General features: G+C 60.2%; 3 protein-coding genes and 1 pseudogene. 3 read left to right on the top strand and 1 reads right to left on the bottom strand.

What is annotated here, in order from left to right; translation table 11 throughout:
• The coding region (locus tag L0H65_RS13065) for a CRTAC1 family protein (protein ID WP_301459488.1) at nucleotides 1–1,118 on the top strand (1,118 nt) is incomplete at its 5' end.
• Here L0H65_RS13065 and L0H65_RS13060 read toward each other — a convergent pair.
• Nucleotides 1,115–2,440, bottom strand: coding sequence for a cytochrome-c peroxidase (locus L0H65_RS13060; protein WP_301459487.1), 1,326 nt, complete (start codon nucleotides 2,438–2,440; stop codon nucleotides 1,115–1,117). The two genes, L0H65_RS13065 and L0H65_RS13060, sit on opposite strands and share 4 nt — an antisense overlap.
• Before the next feature lie 178 nt (nucleotides 2,441–2,618).
• Between L0H65_RS13060 and L0H65_RS13055 the strand changes: the two genes are divergently transcribed.
• Together L0H65_RS13055 and L0H65_RS13050 are read left to right on the top strand one after the other, a co-directional pair.
• Entirely contained in the window at nucleotides 2,619–4,415 is a 1,797-nt protein-coding gene (locus L0H65_RS13055; protein WP_301459486.1) for an autotransporter assembly complex family protein, read from the top strand.
• Nucleotides 4,415–5,892 (top strand): annotated as a pseudogene (locus tag L0H65_RS13050) (translocation and assembly module protein TamB); the annotation flags it as partial. The gene L0H65_RS13055 and the pseudogene L0H65_RS13050, both read left to right, overlap by 1 nt.

Raw genomic sequence — 5,892 nt, 5'->3', positions numbered from 1 at the left:
ACGATGAAACGGCGCAATGGGGGCTGCAAACCGGTGACCGTTGGTCAACCGCTTTCACCGCGACGTGGGAGGTCGGGCAGGATTGGCCAACGCTGGCAATTGGCCATTACGTCGACCGCAGCCGTGCGGATGGGCCGTTTGAGGCGTGCGATAGCAACAGCCTTTATCGCCCGCAGGGAGCTGGCTACGGCCCGGTGATCGACATATCACCGGGCTATTGTGCGCTTTCGATGTTGTTTTCAGATTGGCAGCGGAACGGCGTTGCCGATCTGCGGATTTCCAATGACCGGCATTACTATGTGCGCGGCGGATATGAGGAGATGTGGCATCTGAACCCGCTTGCTCCCTATGACAAGGCCGACTGGCCGAGGATTTCGCTCTGGGGAATGGGGATTGCCAGCCGCGATATTACTGGGGACGGCTTGCCTGAGGTGATGATGACCTCCATGGGTGATCAGTTATTGCAGATCAATCGCGGCGCGGGCCGGATGGAGAATGCACCCTACAGCATCGGCACCTTTGCGCAGCACCCCTATTCCGGCGATGATGGGCGGCCCAGCACCGGTTGGCATGCGGAATTTGGCGATATCGACAATGACGGGCGCGATGATCTGTTCATCGCCAAGGGCAATGTTGACCAGATGCCAAGCAACGCGATGCACGACCCGAACAACCTGCTGATGCAGGGTGCGGATGGCGTGTTTGCGGAGCGGGGCGGTGAAGCCGGGATCGGCACCACGTTGCGGTCGCGTGGGGCAGGGTTGGCTGATCTCAATGCCGATGGATTGCTGGATATCGTCGTGGTCAACCGCCGCGCGCCGATGGAGATTTGGCAGAATGTGACCTCCGGCACGGGCCACTGGCTGGCTGTTGAGTTGCACGGCAGGGGAGGCAATAGCCAAGCTGTAGGTGCCTGGGTCGAGGTGCGGGCGAACGGGCGCGTCCAGTCGCGAGAGGTGACGGTGGGCGGTGGCCATGTCTCAGGGCAATCCTTGCCGCTGCATTTCGGCTTGGGGGCTGCGACAAGTGCCGATCTGCGGGTGATCTGGCCGGGCGGTGAGGTGACGGATTGGGCACCGGTCATCGCGGATAGAATGGTGGCGCTGGCGCAGGATTAACGGTCAATCGTCAGCCCGCTGGGCACCTTGTCCGGGATGCCGAGGCGACCGTGCAAGGCGGCCGGATCGGTCAAGCTGTCCAGAAACGCCATGATCGCGGTGACCTCCGCGCTGGTCAGATCGACTGGCGGCGTCTTTATGGCGGCGGTGATTGCGGCGATCTCACCCGGGTCGTGGGTGATCGCCCAGTCTTCCTTGTCGGCTGCAAAATCGGGCAGGACCGCTTGTGGAGTGTAATTCGCTAAACCCTTCGCCGGGTTCAGATGATACTCCACAAAAGCGCGCAGGTCTGAATGGGCGCCGGCATGACCGTAGGGCGCAGAGGCGGTGACATTGCGCAGGGACGGGGTGCGGAAAGCATAAGCGTCTTCGGCGTGATTCGTCACCCGCATCCGCCCGATATCGCGTTGGTTCGTCTCAAACCGTTCGGTCTTGCCGGGGCCGAGTTGCGGGCTGCCCATGGCGTGGAAGCCCTGATCGGTCAGCAAGGGACCGGAATGGCAATCGCTGCATCCGGCCTTACCATAAAACAGCGCGGCCCCGGTGGCGGCGGCGTCGGGCAAGGGTGCCTCATCCCGCAACCAAGCATCAAACGGGGCGGCGTCTGATCGCCATTCAAACGTGATAAACGCGGCGATTGCATTGGAAATATCGGTGAAATGGATCGCGCGCCCGGCTTTGATCTCCGGGTAGGCCGCATCAAACATCGCCCGATATTCCGGGATTGCCGATATCCGCACCGCGATACGTTGCCATGCGCCATCCGGCCCGGTCAACTGTCCAGTGCGGACCGCCTTGGAAATCTCATTTTCCGCATAATGGCCGGCCATTTCGTCCGGTGACAGGACCGGAAACATACTTTGCGCCGACAGAACGGAGGCAAAGCCTGTCACCATCTCATCCTCCAGCGGGGTGCGGAAACCATTGGCGCGGCTGGAGTCCGTCTCAATCCGGCCATCATAAAACAGGTTACGCAGATCGGTGATGCCAAGGTTGAACAGGCCGGGTGCGTTGCGCGGGATGCGCTGTTCCGGCGGGTCATTGGCGTCAATGTGGCGGCTGGGGCCAAGGCCGATCCCGCCTTCGCCCATGCCAAGCGACACCCCGTCGCCGGTGCCAAAACGCGGGTGGTGGCAGGTTCCACACGAAATGTTACGGTTCCCCGACAATTCCGCATCCCAAAACAACAACTGGCCGAGTTTGATTTCAGCCGGTGAGTGCGCCGTGAAATCGCTGTTTTGCAGCGGTTTGGGCCGAATTTCCGCATTGATCGGCGATGCGGCAACAAAGATCAGCCCAAGCAAAGGTAACAGAGATTTCATATCCGCCTCCAACACGCAGGATAATCAGAAACAATCGCGAAGTGCCATGCCGGAAATGGCCCGTTTTTGCCGACGTAGATCTTGTCTCATCGGCATTTCGTTGTATGTCACGCGAAATAATTGCATAAATATGGTAAGCCATTCCGAAAAAGGGGCAGCAGCAGGTATGCGTCAAAATATGAGCCGGATTCTGGGCGTTTGTGTGCTGTTCAGCGGCGCGCAGCTTGTTGTTGACGCGCCCGCACGGGCATTGGACCAGCTTGATTTCAACGTCAAAGGCGATGACGACAAGGTGGCGGATACGTTGCGCGACGCTTCGCTTTTGCTGGCGGCGCAGGCCGAAGGCAACACCAACCCACAGGATCTTTTTGCGACAGCGCGCGCCGAGTATGGCAGGTTGCTCGGCTCACTCTATGCGATGGGCCGCTACTCCGGCGTTATCCAGATCAAGATTGATGGGCGCGAGGCGGCTTCCATCGCGCCGTTGGATGCGCCAAAGCAGATCGGCAAGATTACCCTTTCGGTCGACCCCGGCCCGGAATTCAGGTTCTCGAAAGCTGCAATCGGCCCTTTGGCGGCTGATACCGCGCTTCCGAAAGGCTTTGCCGTGGGGAAGGTTGCGAAAAGCGATCTTGTCTCGGCGGCGGCTTCGGCAGCGGTCGATGGCTGGCGCAATGTCGGCCATGCCAAAGCTGATGTGACCGAGCAGGATTTGACCGCCGATCACCGTGCAAATACGCTTGCCGCCAGCCTGCGCATTACGGCCGGACCGCGCCTGCGGTTCGGCGCGTTGGCTGTGGTGGGCAATGAGCGCATGCGGCTGAACCGCATCATCAAGATCGCCGGCTTGCCGACCGGCGAACAGTTCAGCCCCGAAGAGTTGGAGGATGCTGCCGAACGTCTGCGCCGGACCGGGGTGTTCAGTTCTGTCACGTTGATCGAGGATGACAGGATCACCGCCCCCGATACATTGGGCATCACCGCGAAACTGGCAGAGGAAAAGCTGCGGCGTTACAGCTTTGGCGTCGAGGTGGCCAGCAGCGAAGGGGCGAAGATCAGCGGCTACTGGCTGCATCGCAACCTGTTCGGTGGTGGTGAGCGGTTCAAAGTCGAAGGCGAAGTCGCGCAGATCGGGGCGCAGGGTAGCGGCAAGGACTATTCGCTTGGCTTCTCGCTCGATCGCCCGGCGACGTTGACCCCTGATGCGACGGGCACGCTTTATTTCAAGATCGCCCATCAGGATGAAGCCGATTATGTACAGGATTCTGCACAGCTCGGGCTGAATTTCACCTATTACTTCTCACGCGATCTGACGGCGCGAGCGGGGATCGAGTATAATATGCACCGGGTCAAATATCCGACCCGAACCGATGAATTCCGCACCCTCGGGTTGCCCTTTGGGGTGAATTGGGACAAGCGCAACGTCAAGGCCGATGCAACGCATGGCTATTACATTGATGCGGGCGCGCGGCCCTTCTACGGCTTCGGCGGCACCGATTCCGGGTTCACGGCAGCACTGGACGCGCGCGCCTATTACGGCTTTGGTGACACCGACCGGGTGACGATTGCCGGACGGCTTCAGGCCAAAGCGGTGCTCGGCGCTTCCATTGGCAAGGTTCCGCCGGATTACCTGTTCTATTCAGGCGGCGGTGGCACGGTGCGCGGGCAAGCCTATCAGGCGCTTGGTTTCGTGAATCCGATCACCCGTGAGCGCACCGGCGGCACCGGCTTCATCGGCGCATCGATAGAGGTGCGGACCCGCGTGACCGAGAGTATCGGAATTGTCGGTTTTTATGACTATGGGCAGATCGCCTCGGACGGGTTGTTCGGTGGCACGACGAAAAGCCATGCGGGTGCCGGGTTGGGCATTCGCTATGCGACCGGCTTCGGCCCGATCCGACTTGATATCGCCGCGCCGGTGTCTGGCGGCGGCAAGAAACCGCAAATTTACATCGGCATAGGGCAGGCTTTTTGATGCGCGGGTTTCTGATTGCAGTTCTGGTTCTCCTCTGCTTGCCCTTCGCGGCACTGGCGCAGCAGGATGACCGCGATTACCTGACCGCATTTCTGGAGGACAATCTGTCTTCGGCCGGGCGCAAGGTGACGGTGACCGGCTTTCGCGGCGCCTTGTCGTCGCAAGCCGAGTTGGACAGCCTCACCATCGCCGATTCCGAAGGCGTCTGGCTGACGCTGAACAATGTAGTGCTGGATTGGAGCCGGGCCTCGTTGCTGCGTGGTGTGGTCAATGTGTCGGAACTGACGGCAGGTGAAATCATCGTTGCACGCACCCCGGTCAGCGACTCCGATGCAGTGGTCAGCCCGGAAGCCACCGGTTTCAGCCTGCCGGATTTACCGGTTTCGGTGAATATCGACAAACTCTCAGTGAAACGTATTGAACTCGGTGCGGCGATCCTTGGTCAAAAGATCGAAGGGTCATTGGAAGCCTCTGCGAAGTTGGATGGCGGCGAAGGCGAGGTCGATTTGCATCTGTTGCGAAGTGATGCGGGGCCAGAAGGCGAACTGGCGCTCAAAGCGAGTTATGGCAATGCCTCCAAAGATCTGAAGATTGAGATGACATTGGCCGAAGGGGCCGATGGCATTGCCGCGACGCTGCTGGACCTTCCGGGCAAACCTTCGTTGAACCTGACCATAAATGGCGCAGGACCGCTGGATGATTTCGCGGCCAAATTGCAACTGAAGACCGATGGGAAGGATCGTTTAACCGGGGATGTGACCCTGAAAGGGGCGAGCGACGGCGCACAGATGTTTCAGGTTTCACTGGACGGTGATGTCGCCCCCCTGTTCCTGCCCGATTATGCCGAATTCTTTGGCAGCAAGATCAGTCTTACTGCCGAAGGAAGCCGCAGCACATTGGGCAGGTTGGACCTGACGGCGCTGGATTTGAAAACGCGGGCGGTGTCGTTGACCGGCTCTGCCGTGATCGCGCCGGATGGCTTGCCCGAGCAGTTTCAACTGGCGGGAAAACTCAGTCTGCCCGATGGTCAACCGGTGTTGTTGCCGCTTGGGTCCGCTGTTGAAACCCGTGTCACCTCTGCGGATCTGAACATCGGCTATGACGCGGCAACGCGCGATGGCTGGACCGCCGTTGTCGATTTGTCGGGGCTGGACCGCGCCGATGTGAAGCTGGCACGCGCCCGGATCAAAGGCTCTGGCCGAATCAACCGCCGCGGCGGCGAGGGGGGGGCGATTGTGGCCGGGACGCTGAATTTCGACACAACCGGTGTTGATGTGACAGACCCCGCAGTTGCCAAGGCACTTGGCAGCGACATGACCGGCAGGCTGGGGTTTGACTGGCAAAAAGGCGGGCTTGGCCTGCGCATCGGGCGGCTGACCCTGGTGGAAAAGGGCTATGAGATTGGTGCCTCTGCGCGCTTTGGTGATTTGCAAAGCGGTTTCCGGGTCAAGGGCAGCGTCGATGCGCGCTATGACGA

The sequence above is a fragment of the Pseudorhodobacter sp. genome (genome assembly GCF_030452865.1).
Classification (GTDB): domain Bacteria; phylum Pseudomonadota; class Alphaproteobacteria; order Rhodobacterales; family Rhodobacteraceae; genus Pseudorhodobacter.
The sequence above is the reverse complement of the archived record's forward strand: the minus strand, read 5'-3'. Positions and strand labels throughout refer to the sequence as shown.